The sequence below is a fragment of the Streptomyces sp. bgisy100 genome, from assembly GCF_057709105.1.
The window spans coordinates 70471-89165 of record NZ_JBYITE010000019.1 but is presented as its reverse complement, the minus strand read 5'-3'; the positions used below and the strand labels follow the sequence as shown (position 1 = coordinate 89165).

Annotated in this window: 15 protein-coding genes; 10 read left to right on the top strand and 5 right to left on the bottom strand. The window is 71.6% G+C overall.

Annotated features, from left to right (window positions below):
- From AC3EQ1_RS15645 to AC3EQ1_RS15610, 8 genes are all read left to right on the top strand, one after another.
- The gene (locus tag AC3EQ1_RS15645) at positions 1–249 is read left to right on the top strand and encodes a hypothetical protein (RefSeq protein WP_432094913.1); all 249 of its coding nucleotides are present in this window, start codon (positions 1–3) and stop codon (positions 247–249) included.
- A complete protein-coding gene (locus tag AC3EQ1_RS15640; protein WP_432094912.1) occupies positions 249–839 on the top strand; it encodes a hypothetical protein in 591 nt (196 codons plus the stop codon). Before AC3EQ1_RS15645 ends, AC3EQ1_RS15640 begins: the two co-directional genes overlap by 1 nt.
- Positions 836–3385, top strand: a complete 2550-nt coding sequence (locus AC3EQ1_RS15635; RefSeq protein ID WP_432094911.1) for an ATP-binding protein — start codon at positions 836–838, stop codon at positions 3383–3385. Before AC3EQ1_RS15640 ends, AC3EQ1_RS15635 begins: the two co-directional genes overlap by 4 nt.
- Positions 3382–3933 carry a hypothetical protein gene (locus AC3EQ1_RS15630; RefSeq protein ID WP_432094910.1) on the top strand — a complete coding sequence of 184 codons (552 nt, stop codon included), beginning with the start codon at positions 3382–3384 and terminating at the stop codon, positions 3931–3933. The genes AC3EQ1_RS15635 and AC3EQ1_RS15630 overlap by 4 nt, the downstream gene beginning before the upstream one ends.
- Positions 3933–6086 (top strand): TrbL/VirB6 family protein, encoded by a 2154-nt coding sequence (locus AC3EQ1_RS15625; RefSeq protein WP_432094909.1) that lies wholly within the window; start codon positions 3933–3935, stop codon positions 6084–6086. The genes AC3EQ1_RS15630 and AC3EQ1_RS15625 overlap by 1 nt, the downstream gene beginning before the upstream one ends.
- A gap of 98 nt (positions 6087–6184) precedes the next feature.
- Positions 6185–7018: a hypothetical protein gene (locus AC3EQ1_RS15620; RefSeq protein WP_432094908.1), complete on the top strand. Its 834-nt coding sequence runs from the start codon at positions 6185–6187 to the stop codon at positions 7016–7018.
- On the top strand, positions 7005–8156 hold the full coding sequence (locus AC3EQ1_RS15615; protein WP_432094907.1) for a C40 family peptidase: 1152 nt from the start codon (positions 7005–7007) through the stop codon (positions 8154–8156). Before AC3EQ1_RS15620 ends, AC3EQ1_RS15615 begins: the two co-directional genes overlap by 14 nt.
- 48 nt (positions 8157–8204) lie before the next feature.
- Positions 8205–8948, top strand: a complete 744-nt coding sequence (locus tag AC3EQ1_RS15610; RefSeq protein ID WP_432094906.1) for a hypothetical protein — start codon at positions 8205–8207, stop codon at positions 8946–8948.
- A gap of 45 nt (positions 8949–8993) precedes the next feature.
- Here AC3EQ1_RS15610 and AC3EQ1_RS15605 read toward each other — a convergent pair whose 3' ends face one another.
- The 4 genes from AC3EQ1_RS15605 to AC3EQ1_RS15590 are packed head-to-tail and all read right to left on the bottom strand — an operon-like array spanning position 8994 to position 12994.
- On the bottom strand, positions 8994–9968 hold the full coding sequence (locus AC3EQ1_RS15605; RefSeq protein ID WP_432094905.1) for a hypothetical protein: 975 nt from the start codon (positions 9966–9968) through the stop codon (positions 8994–8996).
- The gene (locus AC3EQ1_RS15600) at positions 9965–10456 is read right to left on the bottom strand and encodes a hypothetical protein (protein ID WP_432094904.1); all 492 of its coding nucleotides are present in this window, start codon (positions 10454–10456) and stop codon (positions 9965–9967) included. The genes AC3EQ1_RS15605 and AC3EQ1_RS15600 overlap by 4 nt, the downstream gene beginning before the upstream one ends.
- A complete protein-coding gene (locus AC3EQ1_RS15595; RefSeq protein ID WP_432094903.1) occupies positions 10453–11163 on the bottom strand; it encodes a hypothetical protein in 711 nt (236 codons plus the stop codon). The genes AC3EQ1_RS15600 and AC3EQ1_RS15595 overlap by 4 nt, the downstream gene beginning before the upstream one ends.
- Position 11164: 1 nt before the next feature.
- Entirely contained in the window at positions 11165–12994 is a 1830-nt protein-coding gene (locus AC3EQ1_RS15590; RefSeq protein WP_432094902.1) for a type IV secretory system conjugative DNA transfer family protein, read from the bottom strand.
- Positions 12995–13375: 381 nt separating this feature from the next.
- Between AC3EQ1_RS15590 and AC3EQ1_RS15585 the strand changes: the two genes are divergently transcribed.
- Positions 13376–15004 (top strand): succinic semialdehyde dehydrogenase, encoded by a 1629-nt coding sequence (locus AC3EQ1_RS15585; RefSeq protein ID WP_432094901.1) that lies wholly within the window; start codon positions 13376–13378, stop codon positions 15002–15004.
- A gap of 94 nt (positions 15005–15098) precedes the next feature.
- Positions 15099–16925 (top strand): GMC oxidoreductase, encoded by a 1827-nt coding sequence (locus AC3EQ1_RS15580; protein WP_432094900.1) that lies wholly within the window; start codon positions 15099–15101, stop codon positions 16923–16925.
- 271 nt (positions 16926–17196) lie between these two features.
- On the opposite strand, the gene AC3EQ1_RS15575 is transcribed toward AC3EQ1_RS15580, so the two are convergent.
- The gene (locus tag AC3EQ1_RS15575; protein WP_432094899.1) at positions 17197–18252 is read right to left on the bottom strand and encodes an LAETG motif-containing sortase-dependent surface protein; all 1056 of its coding nucleotides are present in this window, start codon (positions 18250–18252) and stop codon (positions 17197–17199) included.
- Positions 18253–18695 lie beyond the last annotated feature (443 nt).

Sequence of the window (18695 nt, the reverse complement as noted above, 5' to 3'; positions counted from 1 at the left end):
ATGCACACGCTGCAGCTTGCGGCAGAACTCACCGACGGTTCGGATCTCAAGAAGTGGATCCTGCTGATCGCCGGAAACGTCTTCATCGTCATTCTCGCGGTCCGTGGAATCGGCTACTACGCCAAGCGGGAATGGGGCGAACTCATAGGTCACCTGATGGCCGCCGTGGTCATCGCGGGAATCGTCTACGCGCCCAATGTGGCTGTGGACATGTTCAAGGGAATCTGGAGCAAGGTCGCAGGCACCTGATGCGTAAGGGGTACACCTTTACGCGGCACTTCGATCTGGAGACCCGGCAGCACGAGATCATGGGACTCGACCTCGGAGAGGGAGTACCTCGGCGCACCCTCGTCCTGGGAGTGCTCCTGCTCGTGGGCTGGTGCGGCGGGCTCCTGATGCTCTTCGGAGCGCCCTCCCAGTACACGTTCTCGCTCTACATGCTGCCGCCGCTGGTCACGGCCGTGCTGGGTGCGCAGCGCAGCCGCCGGGTCGACCGGCGCCGCAACCTGACGGGCTGGGCACTCGCCGTCCGCTATGTCGCGGTGGGCCACCGGCCGATCATCAACGGCGGGCGCCGCGCCGCCGGGCGGGACGAGTGGATCCCGGTGCGGGACCGCTGGGGGGAGCGGGTGGACCAGGTGCTCGACCTGCCCGGGTTCGGGGGGCTGGAGCGCTTTCTGACGAGTGGTACGGACCGCGCGGTGTCCGCGGGCGCGCCCGTCCGGCTGGCCGCCCGCGCCCGTCTGCACGGGCCCGAGCGGGTATGGCGCGCCCGTCGCCGAGCCGGTCTGGACAAGAAGCAGTCGGCTGCCGCGCCGACGAGGAGGGGACGCCGGTGAAGATCGGCAAGAGCATCGGACGGTTTCTGGGCCTGGGCACCGAACGGGCCCTGCCACCCCCGCGGTACGAGGCCGTGGCGGACGGACTGATCATCACGGACACCGCCGCGGAGGCGTGGTTCGTCCTCTCCGGCTCGAACACGGACCTCATGGCGGAGGGCGCGCGCGATGCCGAACAGGACGTCATCGCGTCCGTTCTCGCCCGCACTCTGGCAGGCTTCGAGTGCCATCTGAAGGTGCTGTGGTCCCCGCTCAACGCCGACGAGTACCTCCAGGAGACGGAGCAGCTGTTCTCCGTCGGCCGGAACCGTGAGTGGGCCCAACTGCGGGTCGACCGGCTGGAGATGCTGGAACTGCCCAGCCGCCACCTGCTGCTGGGCGTGCGCATGGCGGAGCGCAACAACCAGACCAAAGCCAAGAGCCGCGCCGGCTTCCAGGAGGCACTGGGGCTCGGCACCCGCCAGGTGTCGTACAAGGAGCTCGCCCGCTTCGACGCGCTCACCCGGCGGCTGGGGCGGCAGCTGGAGAGCACCCCGTGGCGGGCGCAGCCGGCCACCGTGGAGATGCTGGCCTGGATGATCGCGCGGGAGCAGCACCGCAGCGCCGCGCTGCCGGCGGCCAATGGTGACGGGGCCGTCACTGGTGCCAAGCTCGCGCAGCTCACCCAAGGACGGGTGCTGCCGTACCCGGATCACCTCCGCGTCGTCGATCCGCGTGGCCAGGTCACCGCCTGGGTGTCGGTGCTCGCCATGACCGGATTCCCGGAGGAGATGGAGACCCCCGGGAGCGGCGAGTGGCTGCGCGCCGTCTCCGAGATCACCTACATTCCCGAGCAGGACGATCTGGACGACGGCGGCCAGATCCCCGTCGTGCCGGTGAACCCGGAGGTGTCCGTCCGCTTCGAGGTGATGCACAAGCGGGACGCGCTGAAGGCGATCGACGAGGCCCGCCGACTGGCGAAGGAGCAGCGGCAGTCCGCCGCCAAGCACTCGGCCGGCGAGGCGGGGCGGGAGATCGAGGAGACCGAGCAGGTCATGGCCGACCTGTCCCGCGACATGAAGCGGGACGACGTCACGCTGATCGAGGACCACCCGCGGATCGTGGTCACCAGCGAGGCCGGTCTCGACGACCTGCGGGCCAAGGTCGACGCCGTCATCAGCCACTACGGTGGGATCGGCATCGAGGTCGTGGTGGGCTCCGACGAGCAGCGCGAGCTGTGGCTGGAGACACAGCCCGGCGACCAGCTACGGGTCGCGGACCTCGGCCACACCCGGACTGTTGATGCCTTCGCCGGCTCGTGGTTCTGGGGCGGCGCCCAGGTCGGTGACGACGCCGGCCCGATCGTCGGTTACCTCACCGGCTCGACGCCCGGTGTCATGCGCAACGACGTGACCGCGGGCAGCGAACGCGGCGACGCGACGACCTCGGCGTTCATCGGCCGGTCCGGCCGCGGCAAGACCACCGGCATGATGCTGAGCCTGCTCGACGCGGGCTTCCGCGAGGCTTTCGTCCTGGCCCTGGACTTCAAGGGCGACCTGGGCGGGCTGGTCAACGCGGCGCAGGCGTACGGCCTCGACGCCCAACTGGTGCAGACCGGCACCCACTACGCGGGGGTCGCCGACCTCTTCCGGATGCTGGAAGAGGACGAGCGGGCGCAGATCGAGGTGCCGGCCCAGCTCGGCATCGCGCTGCCGTCGCACCTTCGGGTGCGCGGTGCGGAGACCCCGATCCAGAAGGCCGTCAACCAGGTCATCGCCGAGGGGCAGCCGGCCACCTGGAAGGTCGTCGAGCGGCTGCGGCACAGCGACGACCCGCTGGCCCGGGAGGCCGGCGAGGCGCTCTACGAGCTGTCCCTGACCGGTGTCGGCGCCCCGTTCATGGGCCGGCCGTCCGGCGAGGCCATGCTCTCGCCGAAGCCCGGACTGTGGGTCGTCCAGATGCCGGGGCTCTCGCTGCCGGACTCCGACAGCGACCGCGAGGACTGGAACGTCACCCAGCGGCTCTCGGTGGCCCTGATGCACTCGATGATCGCCTACGCGGTCACGACGGCGGGCCGCAAGGACCTCCGGGGGATGCGCAAGGTCGTGGCGGTGCCGGAGGTCCACGTCCTCACGGCCACCCGCGAGGGCAGCGCGTTCCTCCAGTACATCGCGCGGGTGGGCCGTGCCCTGTCGACGGCGCTGGTCGTCGACACCCAGGACCCGGAGAGCCTGGCCGGACTGACCGGTCTCGTGGAGCAGCTGACCACGGTCTTCGGCTTCCAGCTCACCACGCCGCAGCAGCAGGACGCGCTGGCCGCCCTGCTCGGTCTGCCGGACGGCGAGCACACCCGCCGGCTCATCCAGGCGATCGGTGTGCAGGCCGACGGGGAGATCCGGCACGGTCACTGCATCACCCGGGACCGGCGGTTCGCCTGCGCCACCACACAGTTCGACGTTCCCAGCATCGAACTGCTGGAACTGCTCAGCACCACCCCGACGATCGGCCGGTTCGCGGCCGAGCCGGACAACCCTCGCGAAGGACTCGCACAGGAGGCGATGGCGTGATGCGTGTACGGACCATGCTGGCGAGCACGCTCGTCGTGGCAACGGCGGCCGCGACTCTCACCGGATGCTCCTCCTCCGAGGAGGGGGAGGCGAAGGCCAAGCCGGAGGAGATCGCGCGGACGTTCTACAAGGCGTACGCAGCTCGGGACTGGAAGACGTACTGCGGGCTGATGACGGCGACTGCGCAACGAAGCGAGATCAAGTCCTACACGGACTCCGATGACACCCTTCCGCGAACTTCTGCCCGCAATTGCGTGAAGGCTCGTGGCTCGATCGGGGGCGGCGAGCGCAAGGCGCCGCACCACACCTACCGGACCGGCGAACCGGTCGAGGTGCCGGAGAGCCCGGAGCACGACGCGGGCGTGGGCATCTGGATCTCGAAGCAGCGGCACGACGAGTCCTCCGGCGAGACGCGTACCACCGGCCTGGTGCTCAGGCTGGTGCGGCAGAAGGACGAGTCGTACAAGGTCGATCAGAGCGAATCCCTCCACGACAGGACGTCCACCGACGATGCCTCGGTCATCCGCCTTCTCCAGGAGGGCAGTTGATGAGGAAACGCACCCTGGCCATACCGGTCGTGGGCGCGCTCGTGACGCTCGTGGTGCTGAGCAACGCCGCCTACGCCGCCGGTCCTCCGGGGGAGATGGATCCGACCGGTCTGGGCGGGCTGATTCCCGAGGCCGTTCCGCCCCCGGGCTCCGGCAAGACCCTCTACGAAGCGTATCCCGACGCCAGCGCATGGAAGCTGGACAACGAGTTCGGTGACTGGGACCTGATCGACAAGTTCCTCGGCGGGATCAACTCGCTGCTGATGGCGGCGATCGTGCTCATCGGCCGGGCCTGTGTGGTCATCACCCAGTGGGCCTTGCTGGGCGCGTCCGTTCCGGAGCTCAACGCGCCGATCACCAAGGCGGTGGGCGGGGCGGCCGGGGCCCTGGTGCCCACCCTGCTGCCCGCGGCGCTGGTCGTCGGCGCCCTGGTCGCCTATGGCAACAACAAACGGGCCAACGGCTCCGCGCTGTCGCAGATCGGCTGGCTCTTCGCCTCGGGCGTTCTGGCGATTTCGCTGCTGACCAGCCCGGGCGCCTGGGTGGACGGCATCAACTCGGTCCGCAACATCGGCAATGACGTCACCTTCAGCGTCGCCAGCGCGGGCATCGGCGATCCCGGGAACACCCCGATCAAAATGGACCGCCCGCCGAACTTCGACGCCGTGCCCCGGTGCAAGGACGATGACAAGAGCGACTTCTGCACTTCGCTCGTGAAGTGCCAGAAGGAGGTGAAGCACGCCAAGGACAAGGCCGCGCGCGAGGCCACCCAGGCCCGCTGCGACAAGCTCAGCGAGCAGCAGCCCAAACGGGTCGCCATGATGCGCAAGGCCGGCGACGCCGTCTGGCGGACCTATGTCGTCTACCCCTGGTGTCTCGCCGACTTCGGCAGCGTCGAATGGTGCCAGTACGTCGGGGAGGAAACGCTCAAGAAGTCCGGCGAGGAACGGGGGAAGTATCTCTCGGACCACATGAACGACGACGAGGACACCGATGAGTTCGCCGGCAGCAAGTCCGTCGACTGGCGGCAGGGACACATCCCCGAAGGGCGGTTCGGCGTCCTGCTGCTGTCGATGATCTCGATCCTCATCTACGCGGTCCTCGTCCTCACTCTCGCGTTCGCCTCCATCGCCTCGCTCCTCGGGGCGCTCATGCTGCTCATCGCCGGGGTGATCTTCGCCTGTCTCTGGGTGATCCCCGGGAAGCCCCGGCAGTGGGGCGTCAAGTGGTTCGACGCCCTGCTCGGGATGGTGCTCCAGTCCTTCGTCGTCACCCTGGTCCTCGCCTGCCTCCTGATCATCACCACGGTATGCACCCAGGCGGCCGGTGACCTCGGCTGGTTCGTCGCCTCCGGACTCTCCATCACCGCCGGTCTGGTCGCGTTCAAGTTCCGTCGGATGGTCGAGACCATCGTCGGCTCGATGAGTGCCGCCGGGCCGGAGGCGGCGATCGGCGGGCTGCTGGCCGCCAAGGCCGTCGGCGGAGTGGCCCAGCGGGCCCGGACCATCGGCGGCAACGTCAAGCGCAACGTGGGCCGGATGGCCAACGACCGGTGGGACACGCTGGCCCGGGAACGCGGTGGGACGGCGGCCGGCGGGGCGTCCGGTGGGCCGTCCGGCCCGGGCAGGGGCGGCGGACTACCCGGCGGGCCGAACAAACCCCTGCCGCCTCCGGGCAGCGCCCCGCCGCCGCTCGCCGCCGGGAACCAGCGGCAGGCACAGCTCGGGCGGAACCGCGGCCAGGTGACCGCGGAGCGCCCGGGCGGTCCCGCGAAGGGCGACGGCCGCGGCCGGTCGTACCGGCAGGGCGAGCGGGGAGCCTCCCCGGTGCGCCCGCCGAGCCGCAAGTCGGTGCCGGTCAGCGTCATCCAGCCGAACGCCCGGCTGCACCGGTCCGCGGAGCGGAACAAGAACAAGCCGGGTCCCCCCGGCAGCGGAAGCGCCGGGAAAGCGGGCAGGGCCGCGGATACCGGGCGGAGCAACCCGGCGGCGCGGCGCAGGCCGTACGACGCCCCGTTCCGGCCCGTCGTGCCGCACCGGCCGCCGCAGAGCGGGCAGACGTCGCCGCCGGTCCGGCCCGCGCAGCGGTCCCGCCCCGGCGCAGGTGGCCGGCCCCGCCCGGGCTCCGGCAATCCGCCATGGGGCGAAGGCTGACCGAGCCGCCCGGCCCACCGCCGGCGGCAGCGCCCGACGCTGCCGCCGGTGCCGTCCCCTCCCACGCCCGTCAATGACGGTTCGACGATGGAGAAGCCATGCCCGCGGATCCCCGCGAACCCGACCACGCGAAACCGAAGCCGTCCACCCCGGAGGACTGGCGTGAGCTGCTGAAGGCGCAGTACGACTACCCCGAGGACCTGACCGGGCCCGACAGCGGCCGCAAGGCGCGCAAGGCCGCCCGCAAGGGGTGGCGCGCCGCCGACCGGGAGGCGCGGCGGCAGTACGTCCGCGACCTCCGCGAGCGGGAGCCCGCGACCCCCGGTGGCATCATCGTCATCGTCGTCGCGCTGCTGGTGGTCGGCGGACTCGCCTCACAGGTCTTCCCCGGATCCGGTTACGACGACCGGACGACGGTGAGTACCGGAGGGGCACCCAAGCCGCCCGCCCCGGGGGACGACGGTCCCGCCGGGGCGCCGGACTCACCTACCCCGAGCGCCTCCCAGTCCTCGACCGAGGCAGTGGACCGGCAGAACCCCGACCGCGTTGCGGAGGCGTACCTCAAGGCGTTCCTCACCCGGGATCCGGTCGAGGACCAGGGCCACGAGGCATCCGTCCGCCGTGCCTCTCCCTGGATGACGAGTGCGCTCCGGGACAACCTCGTCGAGCATCCGGACCCCGCCTACACGAAGTTGGTCATCCTCGGGGGCGTGGCCACCGTCAAGCACGTGACGGTGGAGAAGGCCGGTACCGACCTGCCGGGCGATATCCCCAAGGCCCGGGTCTACCGGGCGGCCACCAGCCGGATCGCGGTGAAGGCCGAGAAAACCACGATCCAGACCCGCGAACTGCACCTGGAGATGCTCTACCGGGATCACGGCTGGGTCGTCTCCCGCATCCTCGACCTGGTGCGGCCCGGTGAAGGGACGTAACGCGGTCCAGCTCGCCGGCGGTCTCGCGGGCCGTGCGGCGGGGCTGAAGTTCGGTGTCGTTGGCGCCGTGATCTTTCTGGCGATGCTGCTGATGCTCGGAAGTTTCGCCGGACCGGGGGACGCCGAGGCGTCTGATGGCGACTGCGCCGGGCAGACCGACGACGTAGAGGTGCCGACCGGCCCCGCCGGCTCGAAGGAGCAGGTGGAGAACGCGAAGATCATCGACAAGGTCGCCGCGCACCGCAAACTCCCGGGCCGGGCGACGCTCATCGCGCTGATGACGACGCTCCAGGAGTCCGGGATGCGGAACATCAACTATGGCGACCGTGACTCGGTGGGCCTCTTCCAGCAGCGCCCGTCGGCGAACTGGGGCAAGCGGGAGGACCTCGTCAAGCCCGAGTACGCGGCGAACGCCTTCTACGGCGGGCGCGGCCAGGGACGCCCGCGAGGCTTGGTGGACATCAAGAACTGGCAGCGCCTGCCGCTCGGCGTGGCTGCCCAGAAGGTCCAGGCCTCGGCCTACCCCGATCTCTATGCGCCGCACGAGAAGGAGGCCCGCCGCATCGCGGAGAAGGCGGGCATCGATCTGGCACGGGCCGGCAGTGCCGGTGGCGGGGACGCCGGTGGCGGGGACGCCGCCGAGGACGAGGACACCTCCTCCGGCTGCGAGGACGGCGGCGGAGAGAAGCCCGGAAAGCCGGGGGAGCCGTTCCACGACGGCGACGCGGCCTGGCCCGACAAGGTGCGCAACCGGCGGTCCACCAAGGACGCCATCGCCTGGGCGAAGAAGGAGGTCGACGGTCATGCCGAATGGCAGCGGCTGTGCCTGGCCTTCACCGCCCGCGCCTACGGCTGGAACTTCTCGGGCACCGGGTACGCGGTGGACCTGTACCGCAAGGAAATGCCCAAGGACATGCGGCACGACGGCGACCGCAAACCGCCGCCCGGGGCGCTGATGTTCTGGGACACCGGAAGCCGGGCCGGCCACGTCGCGATCTATATTGGTGACGGCATGATCGCCAGCAACGACATCAAACGACCGGGACACATCGACGTCGTCGATGCCACGGACATCGAGTCGGTGTGGGGGGCCACGTACCTCGGTTGGTCACCGCCCTACTACCCGCACGCCGGGTGAGGCCACGTGCCCGCAGATCGGCCCGGGCCGGCAAGGAGTGAGAATCGCATGCCCGCTGCTGTCGACCCCTCGACGGTCCCCCCGTCGCCCGTTCTCACCATTGTGCTGATGACCGACGGGTCCGTCAGCGTGGACGGCGACCCGGTCCCGCCGGGCGACGATCCGCGCGCCGCGGGGCTGCGCGAGGCGACAGTGAAAGCCGCGTTCCTGGGACGGCCTGTCCGGGTCAACGCCAAGGAGCCGGACGGCTCGCTCTGGCCGCTGGTCGTCGGGCCCGACGGTGCCGTGACGGCGGTGGAGAGCCCGCACCCGGTGCCCCGCCCCGCCCAGGAGTGGAACGCCGCCCCGTCGCCGGAGTACGCCGCGTACTGGGACCGGATCCGCGCGGCCGAGGGCCGCGGCGACCTGCCCGCCGCGGTCGGGGAGGCCGCCGAGCTGGTGGCGGAGCTCGGCCGGCGGTTCGGCCCGGACCACCCGCAGACCGTCAACGCCCTCCATATGCAGGCGTATCTGGCCCTCGTCGCGCGGGACCACCCGCAGGCGAGCTGGCTGCACGTCCAGGTCGCCCTGCGCCGCGTCGCCGCGGCGGCGCCGCACGACGCGACGCTGCAGGTGGCCCGGAACGCGTATGCGGCGTGGAAGGAAGTGGCCGACCCCGCGACCGCGGTGCACATCGGCGGGGAGGTGCTGGCCATGTGGAAGGCGGTCGCGCGCACGGAGAAGGACCAGCGCATGGTCCGGCGCACCGAACAGCGCCTGGCGGACCTCACCGGGCGGCCGCCGGTGGGGTAGCGGTGGGTGAGGCTCCGCGAGGAAGCCTCACCCGTGCGGAGCGCCTCAGAGGCGCGGGCCCTTGGGTGCCTGTCCCAGGCTCTGCTGGGGCAGTTCCGCCGGTGACGGGGACGGCGCGGGCTCCGGGGTGCCCGGCTTGAGTCGGTCGAGGGGACTGGGCCCGTCGTCCCTCAGGAGCTCGGACAGATCCTCGCTGACCTCGGGGCTGAGCTCCGGGCCGGGCTCCTGGCGGGTGGGGTCGGCCTTGGCCGCGTTCTCCGTCTTGAGCTCCGCCTCCATCGTGCGGACTTCTTCGACGATGTGGGAACGGACGTTGGGGTCGAGGGTCGCGCGGACCTTGCGCTCGGCGAGCTGCTCCACACCCGGCGGAATGTCGATGTCCCGGTAGTACTCGTTCTGCAGGATGTCGGAGGCGGCCTCGTACTCCTTGGCCAGGTCCCGGTTGCCATCACTGATCTCCTCGAAGTGACCCGAACGGGCCAGTTCGTAGAGCTCGTGCGTCTCCGACTTGATGCGGAAGCTGTCGGGGGTGTGGAACTGGAGCTCGAACTTCTCCTGGGTCTCCGCGTTCTGCCACGAGGTGTTGATGCCCTTGTAGACCGGGTCTTCCCAGAGGTTCTGCTCCTTGCCGGGGATGGGTTCGTAGCCCTGTTCCCGGAGTTGCTCGTAGGCCTGCTTCGTTCCCTCCGTGTACGTCTCGGGCGGGAAGCTCAGCGTGTAGCGGTTGAGGTCCTCGACCTTCCGGGCGGTCGATTCGACACTCTTGCGATTCCGGACCCCGGCAGCTGCCTTCCGCTGGAAGGAACCGAGGGTCTTGAGTGAGTGCTCAAGCCCCTCCAGCCGGCTGCCGTGGGACTCGGCCGCACTCTGTTGGATGTTCTTCATCAGGCCGTCGAGACGGTTGCGAGCCGACCGTGCTTGCTCCCAACGGTCGACGACGACCTGATTCTGTTCCGGGGTGAGCGTGAGATGCGATTCCGCGCCCTCGCCCCGCCAGCCCCCCGCTGAATGGTCGCTCACAGCTCAGTGGTCCTCGCGACTCCGCTCATCTCCTGGACCAGCCGTTCGGCTTCGGAGGGGGTGATCTCCACCAGATGCGGGAGGTCGGAGGCACGTGAGTGGAAGTACTCGAAGACCACTGTTGTCGGCCCCCAGGTATCGTCGATCTGGAACGATTCGTCGTAGCGGCGCTCCGGGCTCTCACGTCGGCGTACGACCGTGGTGGGCTTTTCCCCGTCCCGCCAGTCGGCCTCATCCGCGTAGTGGGCCCAGTAGATGACCCAGCCCTGCCGGTCGGCCTCCAACTCCTGGGCGCGCTCGGGGCTCACCGGGTGGAGCTTTTCGGGCAGGGGCGGGTGCTTGACGTTGGTGTCCCTGATGTTGTGCCACTGCCAGTCGAGCAGCGAGAGGTACTCCCACTCGTCTCCCCGGCTGCGCCAAAGGTCGGCGGGCCGCTCCCGCTCATAGCCCACCGTCATGGTCACGAAGTACTCGTACGGAACGGTCATGTCTCGCTGCTCCTCCTGCTCGCGGCGTTCGTCGTGCTCGCTGCATCGATTCTCGTGGCGAGCGCCGCCGGGTCGGTGGGTCTCCCCGGCCGGTCCGGGGCATGGTCGCTCTCACAGCTCTTGAACATGTAGTGCTGCCGGATCCGTTCGAGCGTCGGCCACAGCCACATCTGGTGCCAGTACGCCATGTCCGGCCCGGTGCCTGCCGACTGGGTGTCCGCCTGCGCCGCGGCGCACCAGGCGGCCCGCAGTGCGGCGAGTTCCTCGGCGACGCCGCCGTGGGCCGGCCAGCAGGGCCAGATCCGCAGGTTGAGCTGCGGTGCGTAATGCGCGCTGAGCCAGTCGACCCAGGCCGCCAGGTCTCGCCAGTCCTGCTCGGTCGCGCGGGCGGACCAGGGGAGCGCGGTGCCCGGGTCCGGGGTCGAGCCCTGCCGGGCCCCGGTCGCCCGGACTCCGCCCGCCGCCGGGCCTCCGCCGGCTTCCAGGGCCTCGAGCCTGCGCAGTACCCCGGCGAGGATCTGCTCCAGTTCGCCCTGGTCGCTCTTCACCCGGAGGGCGAACTTCTTGACGAGCTGTTCCAGCTGCTCCCGGTGCGCCTGCTGGGCCGCGGCGTCCCGCTCCAGCCGGTCGATACGGGAGAACGTGCGGACGGGGTCCACGCGCGCGGCCCCCGTGGGGCCCGTTTCAGGGGAGTCCTTCTCCGTCATCTCACACCTTCTCGACGGGACCGGCCGGGCCGATCCGGCGTGCCCGGGTGGCCTGTTCGGCGGCCCGCAGCTGCTGACCGTCCCGGCGGCGGTCCCAGGATTCGAGTTCCGCGATGACCCCGGGCGCGCCGCGGAACAGCAGCAGAGCCTGGCCGTTGGGCAACTGGCGGATCTCCTCGGGGCGGAGAATGCGCCGCTCCCGCTCCGACTCCGATGTGGTGTGGGCGAAGAGCCGGTTGGACTCGCGCGAGGTCGAGATCTCCTTGATGTCGGTCTCACCGACGAGTTCGGAGAAGCGCCGCAGCGCCTCGACGTCCTTGAGCCCGCCCATCACCAGCGTCGCGGCCGCGTTGTCCAGCAGGGTGTCCGCCTCCTGCTGCCCCCACCGGAGCACCGCCTGGGCCAGCGACTGGAGAGCGTAGACCAGGTGGATGCCGTAACCGCGGGCGTCGGAGGCGAGCGAGGGGAGCTTGGGCAGCGGCGCGACGTTGGCGACCTCGTCCAGGACCAGCCGGAGGAAGGGGTCGAGCCGGCCGGACGGCAGCCGGGGTGCCCGCCGCTTCGCCGCGTCGACGACCTCGCCGAGCAGCATGGTGGTCAGCGGCGAGACGTTGGTGGAGGCGTTGGAGTCGCTGATCAGGACGAGGGTGTCGCAGGAGGCCACGAAGTCGTCCGGCCGGAAGACCGGGACGCCCTCCTGCGGGGTGACGCAGCGGAGCACCTTGCGCAGCGCGAGAGGTTCGATCTGCGCGGCCAGCGTCTGACGGGTGGAGGCGACCGTCTCGTCGGCGCCGGTGGAGACGGACCGCAGCAGGACGTCCCAGCCGGGCTCCGCGTCCGGGTGGTCGGTCAGGACGGCGCGCGGCTCGTTCGCGTTCTCCAGGTTGGTGGCCCACCGCAGCACGTGCTCGATGGTCCGGCCCTCGAGGGCGGCGGCGTGCAGCAGCCGGGTCAGCGCGGACGACGCGGTCTGTCGGAAGAAGCCGGCGTTGGTGGACGAGCCGTCGTCCGCACCCATACCGACGGAGAACGACAGGGCCCGGGAGGTGGCGGTTTCGCCGTCCTCGCAGCCGGCGACCGGGTCCCATACCATGCGTTCCGGCCAGCCGACGGTGTCGAGAGGGTCGAAGACCCAGACCTTCCCGTGCCGGGACCGGGGCTCCGCGATGACGTCGAGGACGTCGGCGCGGGTCGAGGTGACGACCAGGGGGCCGGGGGTGTCCAGACAGGCGGGGATGACGACGGTGCGCGACTTGCCCGCGCCGGAGGGCGCGATGACGGCGACCGAGTCCTCGGGCGTGGCGATCAGCGCCTGGCCCGTACCGAGCTGGCGGCCGAGCTGCCAGCCGACCTCGCGCAGTTCGGCGCGGGCCGCGGCGCGCGCGTCGTACCGCCCGTCGGACCGGGCGAAGGTCGTCGCCCGGGTCTGCGCGGCGGCGGCCCGCGCCCGCCGCTCGCCCAGGGCGTTCCGGGCCTCCGCGGCCGAGGCGAGTCCCTCACCGGCCCGGGAGCCGGAACGGGTCCTGCGTCGCCGCACGGCCAGGGACAACAGCAGCGCGGGCCCCAGCAGGAGGACGGCCCAGACGGTGAGGGTCACCGGGGTGGACGCGGGGCGGACGCCGGTGCCCAGCCCGGCCAGCGGCTCGTGGATTACCAGGGCGGTGAGTGTGGCCACGACGTCCGGCAGTTCGAGGCCGTCCGCTGTCGCCCACACGGCCAGATGCCAGGTGACGAATGCGGCCACGATGACGGCCACAGCCTTGACGATGGCGATTTCACCCTTGGGGCCGCCCCGTTCCTGCGTGCGGCCCAGTTCGCGTGTCCGTCCCACGTGTTCCCCCTCGCCCCGTTCCGGTCAAGATACTTGATCTTGGACGGATCGGGGCGGTGCCTCGGAGCTCCGGAGAACGGGAGTGACGCCCCGCTCGCGACCGGCCGGACCGGCCCGGCTGCCGACCCCGCTCCGTGACGGTCCCCACTCCTCGCGGTGGCGGGGCCCGCACGGCTCGCCCCGTCCGGCCGGGAGGCCGCCGTCCGGTCGGTTCGCCCGGAACGACCCTGACCAGCGGCATCGTGCCAGTATTCGCTGGCATGTACGGTTCGGTGGTGTGTCGAGCAGTCCGCCGGCCGGTCCGGCGTGCGAGATCCGCCTCCGAAAAACGAGTTACTGACGGGTACCCAAAGCCTTCCCCCCCGGAATACGCTCACCCGCATGACGGACTCGCAGGGCAGTACGCAAGGCACCGCACCCACCCCTCCCGGCAACCCGGTCTTCGCCACTCCGGCGGGCACCCGTACCGCGGCCGACGTGGTCACCCCGGAGCTGGTCGCCCGGCTCACCCGCGGTGTCACCGGATCCGGCCGGACCGCCAACCACACCCCGTTCACCGGGGAGAAGCTGGCCGACCTGCCCGAGTCCACGCCCGAGGAGGTCGCCGAGGCGTACGAGGCGGCCCGCGCCGCCCAGCAGGCGTGGGCGGCGACGCCCGTGCGGCAGCGCGCCGCGGTCCTGCTCCGCTTCCACGACCTGGTGCTCCGGCGCCAGGCCGAGGTCCTGGACCTGATCCAGCTGGAGACCGGCAAGGCCCGGCTGCACGCCCACGAGGAGGTGCAGGCGGTCGCCCTCGCGGCCCGCCACTACGGCCGCCGGGCCTCCGCCTACCTGCGCCCCAAGGGACACACCGGGGTGGTGCCCACGCTCACCAAGGTCACCGAACTCCGCCAGCCGCGCGGCGTCGTCGGCCAGATCGCCCCCTGGAACTACCCCCTCGAACTGTCCGTCGGTGACGCGCTCCCCGCCTTCGTCGCGGGCAACGCCGTCGTCATGAAGCCCGACACCGAGACCGCGCTCACCGCCCTGTGGGCCCGGGAGCTGCTGATCGAGGCGGGGCTGCCGGCCGGCGTCTGGCAGGTCGTGCTCGGCGAGGGGCCGGTGGTCGGCCCCGCCGTCGTCCGGCACGCCGACTACGTCTCCTTCACCGGCTCCACCCGTACCGGGCGCGAGGTCGCCCAGGCCGCGGCGGCCCGGCTCGTCGGCTGCTCCCTCGAACTCGGCGGCAAGAACGCCATGCTGGTGCTGCACGACGCCGACCTCGACAAGGCCGCCGCCGGCGCGGTGCGCGGCTGCTTCTCCTCCGCCGGCCAGCTGTGCATCTCCATCGAGCGGCTGTACGTCCACGAGTCCGTCGCCGACGCCTTCCTGGAGCGGTTCGCCGCCCGGACGAGGGCGATGCGCCTGGGCACCGCCCTCGCCTACGGCGCCGACATGGGCTCGCTGGTCTCCGAACGCCAGCTGGAGAACGTCGTCCGGCACGTCGAGGAGGCCGTGGCCAAGGGCGCCACCGTCGTCGCCGGCGGCCGGCCGCGCCCCGACGTCGGCCCGCTCTTCCACGAGCCGACCATCCTCGACGGGGTGGAGGCGCCCATGGCGGTCTGTGCCGAGGAGACGTTCGGCCCGGTCGTGTCGGTGTACCGGTTCAGCGACGAGGACGACGCCGTCGAGCGCGCCAACGCCACGCCGTACGGCCTCAACTCGAGTGTCTGGACCCGGGACGGCCGGCGCGGGCGGGCCCTTGCCGCGCGGCTGCGCACCGGCACGGTCAACGTCAACGAGCTGTATGCCGCCGCGTACGGCAGCGTCGCGGCCCCGATGGGCGGCATGGGCGACTCCGGACTCGGCCGCCGGCACGGCTCCGAGGGCATTCTCAAGTACACCGAGGCCCAGACCGTCGCCCAGCAGCGGCTCATTCCGCTGGGGCCGTCCTTCGGCCTGGACGACGCCCAGTACGCGGCGTTCATGAGCCGGAGCCTGCGCGTGATGAAGGCTCTCCGCCTCCGCTGAGGGGTCCTTGCACGGTGCCGCGCCTCCCGGGCGGGCACCGTGCAAGGCCCTCCGAGGGGCCCGCGCCGACCTGCACGTTCCAACGGAGGTACCAGTGTCACAGGAGAACTCGGCCCACGACTACGACGTGATCGTCGTGGGCTCCGGCTTCGGCGGGTCGGTCACCGCCCTCCGCCTCACCGAGAAGGGATACCGCGTCGGCGTCCTGGAGGCCGGCCGCCGCTACACCCGCGAGGCACTTCCCAAGAACTCCTGGGACCTCCGGAACTTCCTCTGGGCCCCGGCGCTGGGCCTCTACGGGATCCAGCGGATCCACCTGCTCAACAATGTCATGATCCTGGCAGGCGCCGGGGTCGGCGGCGGGTCGCTGAACTACGCCAACACCCTCTACGTCCCGCCGAAGCCCTTCTTCGACGATCCGCAGTGGGGCCACATCACCGACTGGCAGGAGGAGTTGAAGCCGTACTACGACCAGGCGCAGCGCATGCTGGGCGTACGGCTCAACCCCACGGTCACCCCCTCCGACGTCCATCTGCAGGCCGCCGCCCACCGGATGGGCGTGGGGGACACCTTCCACATGGCGCCCGTCGGGGTCTTCTTCGGGGACGGGAAGGACGCCGTCAGCGGCGAGGAGCCCGGCACCGCGACGGGGAAGCCCGGGGCCGAGGTCCCGGACCCGTACTTCGGCGGCGCCGGGCCGTCCCGCCGGGCCTGTACCGAGTGCGGCGAGTGCATGACCGGCTGCCGGCACGGCGCGAAGAACACCCTCAACGAGAACTACCTGTACCTCGCGGAGAAGGCCGGGGCGGTCGTTCACCCGATGACCACCGTGCTCGCGGTCCGGGAGGACGGCGACGGCGGCTACCTGGTCTCCACCGTGCCCACCGACCGCAAGCGGAAGCGCGGCACCCGGGTCCGCACCCTGCGCGCCGGCCAGGTCGTGATCGCCGCCGGCACCTACGGCACCCAGACCCTCCTGCACACCATGCAGGACAAGGGCCTGCTGCCGCGGATCTCGGAGCGGCTCGGCCATCTGACGCGGACCAACTCCGAGGCCGTGGTCGGCGCGATGACCGACGACCGCCGCTACCGCCGGAAGACCGGCGAGCCGAGGACCGACTTCACCCGGGGCGTCGCGATCACCTCGTCGATCCACCCCGACGAGAACACCCATATCGAGCCCGTCCGCTACGGCAAGGGCTCCAACTCGATGGGCGCGCTCACGGTCCTCCAGGTGCCGCACGGGGGCCGGGCGCCGCGCGTCCTGGCGTACGCCGGGAAGTGCGTACGGCACCCGCTGCTCACCGTGCGCTCGCTGTCCAACCGCCGCTGGTCGGAGCGGACCATCATCGGGCTGGTCATGCAGTCCCTGGACAACTCGCTGACCACGTACCGCAAGGAGAAGGGTCCGGGCAAGGGGCTGCTGACGGCACGGCAGGGCCACGGCGCCCCCAACCCGTCGCACATTCCCGAGGGCGCGGAGGCGGCCCGGCTGCTCGCCGACGAGATCAACGGCTTCGCGGGCAGCAACATCGGCGAGCTCATGGGCACCCCGCTCACCGCCCACTTCCTGGGCGGCTGCCCGATCGGCGAGGACGCGGACCACGGGGTCATCGACCCGTACCACCGGCTGTACGGGCACCCGGGCATCCATGTGGTGGACGGTGCGGCGGTCTCCGCGAACCTCGGCGTGAACCCGTCGCTCACCATCACGGCCCAGGCCGAGCGGGCGATGTCGCTGTGGCCCAACAAGGGCGAGGAGGACACCCGTCCGGCGCCGGGCGAGGCGTACGTGCGGCTGGCGCCGGTCGAGCCGAAGTCCCCCGTCGTGCCGGAGGCGGCCTTCGGCGCGCTGCGCCTGCCGGTGCTGCCGGTGCCCGCGGTGCCGCCGAAGAAGGGCGCTCCGGCGGCGGACGCCTGAGCGGCGCGGGGGCGGGGACACTTGAGCGGGAGCCCGGTCGCGGACGCTTGAGAGGCGCCCGGCCAGGGACGCTTGAGTGGGCGCCCGGCCAGGGACGCTTGAGTGGGAACCCGGCCGGGGCTTGGGCGACAGGGGGCGGCGGGCGGCGCTGACCGACCGCCCCCCGCCGCTGTTCGCCGCCCTCCGACGGAACGGCGAACCCGACGGAACGACGAAGGAGCCGCACCCCCCTCCGGTGCGGCCCCTTCCGGCGTGGCCGGGAGCAGTCCGCTTACGCGGCGCTCACCGGGCCCTCGGTCCGGCGGCGGCGCACCACGAAGACGGCGCCCGCGCCGACGACCATCGCGACGCCGCCGACGGTGGCGATCGTCGGCAGCAGCGACGAGGCGCCGGTCTCGGCCAGGTGGCCCTTCGGGTTGATCGCGGTGTTCCCGGCGGGCTTGGCCGGGATCGGCTTCCTGCCGCCCTGCGGCTTCGGCTCGGCGCCGGGGATCTCACCCGGCTTCGAACCGGCCGCGAGGATGTCGAACTCGTAGTAGCTCTTGCCCGCGGCGTAGACGCACTCGCCCTTGTCGTTGGCGTAGGCGCCGATGCTGATCGCGAAGCCCAGCCCGGCCGGGGCGGACGCGTCCACGCTCAGCCGCAGGTCGACGGAGAAGGACTCGTGCGGCCGCACGTCGGTGTAGCCGAGGTAGCCCGCGCCCTCGTCGTTCTCGTTCAGGGAGATGTCCTGCCAGGCACCGGACTCGGGGTCGCGGTACTGGAGCGTCAGGTGGCCGCTGCCGACGCCCCAGGTGTCCTCGTCGATCTGGGCGGCGAAGACGCCGAGGTCGACGCGCTGGTAGGCGGAGTCCGACGCGTTGGAGACGTCGAGCCGGAAGCGGTGGAAGCCGCTGCCCGCGACGATCTTCGAGGGCAGTCCGGAGAAGCCGGTGACGAGGCTGTCGTCGATCTGCGGCTCGTCGCTCTCGTCGCACTCCAGCGGGCCGTCGGTGGAGCCGGCCGTGGGCTCGGTCCCGGTGGTGGCCGTGGCGCTCGGCTTGTCCGTCGCGCCGGTGGTGGCGGAGGAGCTGCTGGACGGCGCGCTGCTGGACGGCGCGGGGGCCGACGAAGAGCTGCTCGCGGGCGCGGGCGCGGAGCTGGTGCTGCCCTCGGGGGCCGGAGCGGTGGAGGTGGAGCTCTCCGGAGCCGGCGCGGTCGAGGTGGACGCGGCGGGGTCCGGGGTCTCGCTGCCGTCGGTCGCGAACGCGGCGGGGGCGGCGAGCAGGGCGGCGGGAACGATGGCGGCCGTTGCGGCAGCCGTCGCCAGGGCGCGGCGGAGCTTCATGAGACCTCTTCGGGGTCCGGAGTGCTGCATGGGTGGCAGCACCGTCATGGGGAGGCCGTCGCGGTTGGGGGAGCGCGGTAGGGCCGTGCGTGTGCAGATAAGTGACCCGTAAAGGATCCGAAGGGTTGTGCGAAGATACTTCGACTTTCAAGTGATCTGGGTCACATTCCCGCGGGGTGCCTTTGATGCCCGCGGTGCGCCTGCTCCGCCGCATCCAGGAGGGGTGCGGGAGCCGGGCGGCCGGTGTTCGTACGCGCTCCGGCGCAGGAGGGCGGGCGGGAGTACGGTGCGGAGTGCGGCGAGAGCGGGGGAGAGCGGGGTGAGGGCGGGGTGAGGGCGTGACGGCACACGGAAGCGGCCGGCGCCCGGGCGTCCCCGGGAACCGGCCGTCCTTGGAGGCCGTGACCGGGCTGCTGTCCCCTGCCGACCGGTCACGTACCGGA